Annotated in this window: 2 protein-coding genes; both read right to left on the bottom strand. The window is 76.4% G+C overall.

Features of this window, described 5'->3' with window-relative positions; translation table 11 throughout:
• Nucleotides 1–841 (bottom strand): acyl carrier protein (locus tag FNH09_RS47985; protein WP_202919899.1); only part of this gene is annotated, 841 nt, incomplete at its 3' end.
• 53 nt (nucleotides 842–894) lie between these two features.
• Nucleotides 895–2,549, bottom strand: a 1,655-nt coding sequence (locus FNH09_RS46005; protein ID WP_152895813.1) for an HAD-IIIC family phosphatase, incomplete at its 5' end; no start/stop codon positions are given.

The following is a 2,549-nucleotide window of genomic DNA, read 5'->3' as shown; positions in this document are numbered from 1 at the left end:
GAACCGCCACGCGGGCCGTGGGGGCCGGGACGTGCGCTGCGGACGGCGAGGCTTGCGCCGCGGGGGCCGGCCGAGCCGGAGCTGCGGGGGCCGGAGCTGCGCCGGCCGGAGGGAACGCCTGGTCCGCGGGTGCGGCGGGAGTCGGCTGAGCCGTGGCGGCCGTAGGGCCTTCCGGGGTCGTAGGACCCTTCGGGGCCGCAGGGCCCTCCGGCACTGCGGAGCCCACCAGGGCCGCGGGGACCCCCAGAACGGCGGCGCCTTCCAGGGCCGCAGGGGCTCCGGGTCCGCCCGGGGCTTCGGGCGGGCGGGCCGCGAGGTTCGCGAGCGCGGCCGCCGTGCCGCCCGCCGCGACCCAGTGCCGGGCCAGGCTGATCGGCCGGGCGTCGGCGAACACCTCGTCGAGGTCGAGCTCCACGCCGAGGTCCCGCTCCAGTTCCGCGACGAACTCCACGGCGTGCACGGAGGTGCCCCCCGCGTCGAAGAAGTCGGCGTCGGGCGCGAGAGACCCCTCGGGCAGATGGCGGCCCGCCGCGGCGGCGATCACGGCCGCCACGGCGTCCACGTCCGGAACCGGTTCCGGAGCCGGGACCTCGTCCGCAACCGGGACCACCGCGTCCGCGGCCGGTTCCGAGGCCGACCCCGGACCCGAAGCCGGACCCGGACCCGACACCGGAGCCGGGCTCCGGACCGAGCCGTCCGGTGGCTGTGGCGCGGCCTCGGCGGCCGCTACCTTCGCCAGCAGTTCGGTCACGCCGAGCCCGCCGCCACCGCGTTCGATCGACTCGGCGACCGACCACGGCCGCCCGGTGTCCCCGGTGTCCTCGCTGTTCACGTCACGCATGAGAGCCCTTCACGTTGCGCACGGTCCTTTCCGTCATGCCCGCTCCCCCGCACTCACCGTCGGCTCCAGGAGCGGAAGGCGCGCAGGTGGTCCGGCGTGGTCACGGCCTCCAGCCGCTCGTCGTCCTGCCGCCCGCCGCCCAGTGCGGCGACCACCCTGCGGGCCGGTGCGTTGCGCTCGGTGCGCTCGGCCGTCAGCCGGACCTTCGTGCAGCCCAGGGCGTCGGCACGGTCGGCCAGCCAGCACAGCAGATGCTCCTCGACCCCGCGGCCCAGCGCCCGGCAGCTCAACATCCAGGCCAGGACGTCGAGTCGGTCCCCCTCGGCCCGGACGGCGATCAGCCCGATCTGGCCGTAGTCGCCGAACCGGTCCCGGGCCGCGGCCGTCCACACCTCGCCGCGCTGCCGCCAGCGGGCCAGGTCGCCGCCGTCGGCCGACCGGGCACGAAGCGTGAACTGGTTGGTACGGCGCACCAGTTGCTCCGCACGCGGTACGTCCTCCTCGGCCAGCTCCCGGATGTCGACCCGGAGTTCCAGCCGGGCCAGGAACTCCTCGAACCCGCCGTCCGCGCGGGCGGCGTCGCGTTCCCGCTCCTGCTCGTAGAAGTGCGCCCGCAAGGTGTCCTCGGCGGTCGCGGCGGCCGGGACCAGCGGCCACAACCTGCCCAGGAAGGCGTCCAGTTCGTCCGCGGCCGGGCAGGTCACGGAGAGCACCTGCGGCAACTGGTCCCGCATCTTGGCGATTTCCGCGGGGTTGTCGTCGAGGAACAGGAAGCTGTCCACGCCCAGGCCGAGGGTGGCGGCCGCCGCCGCCAGCCGGTCCGGTTTGGGGTCCCAGGCGGCGGAGAGCACGCTGAAGTGCTCCACTCCCAGCGGGCTGTCCGGGCGGTCCAGGACCGCGCGGACCGTGGCTTCGTCGTTGTTGCTGACCAGGACGAGCAGCGCGCCGGCCGCGCGCCACTGGAGCAGCCTGCGGGCCAGCAGGGCACGCGGTCCGGTCAGGTCCACGGCGTCGGGGCCGAGCTCACCGGCGACTCCGCCCCACAGGGTCTCGTCGCCGTCGACGGCGATCACCTTCGGCGCGGGGCGCCGCACCGCTCGTACCACCTCGGCCAGGCGCAGGGCCACGGCCGCCTGGAAGGGCGGGGTGAAGGGCAGATGGGCCAGCCGTTCGGTCCGCGCGTCGAAGGGCTCGTCGACGGGGTGGTGACGGGTCCACTCGTCGGGGCCGAGGACCGCGATGCCGGGCAGTTCGGCGAGCGCGGCGGCCGTCTCGTGCTCCCAGCGGACGAAACGCTCCGCCGCGCCGGCCGTCGGCAGGAAGCCGACGATCAGCGGCTTGCGGGTCCGCTCGGCCAGGGCGCGCAGCGCGGCCGGGTAGGCGGTGCCCAGTTCGGCGAGCACGGCGTCGTCCACCGGCCCGAACCGTTCCAGGTCGGCGGCCCGCAGCAGCACCACGCCCACCGCGGCGGCGGGGTCGGCGAAGACGCCGGAGGGGTCCTGGAGGCTCGCGAGTACCTGGTGGTACGGGGCTTCCGCGACCGTCGGGCCACCGTGGTCACCGTCGTCGAGGGCGGCCGCGCACAGGAGTGGCAGGTTGCCCAGGGCGAACGTGGCGGCGAGCGCGAGGGACCCGCGCGCCCCGGGCTCCGGGCGGCCCGGCACCGCGGCGGCACCACCGGGCACGGCGGCGGGCACCAGGGCGGGGA

The organism is Streptomyces adustus (assembly GCF_009377175.1).
Taxonomy (GTDB): Bacteria; Actinomycetota; Actinomycetes; order Streptomycetales; family Streptomycetaceae; genus Streptomyces; species Streptomyces adustus.
The sequence above is the reverse complement of the archived record's forward strand: the minus strand, read 5'-3'. Positions and strand labels throughout refer to the sequence as shown.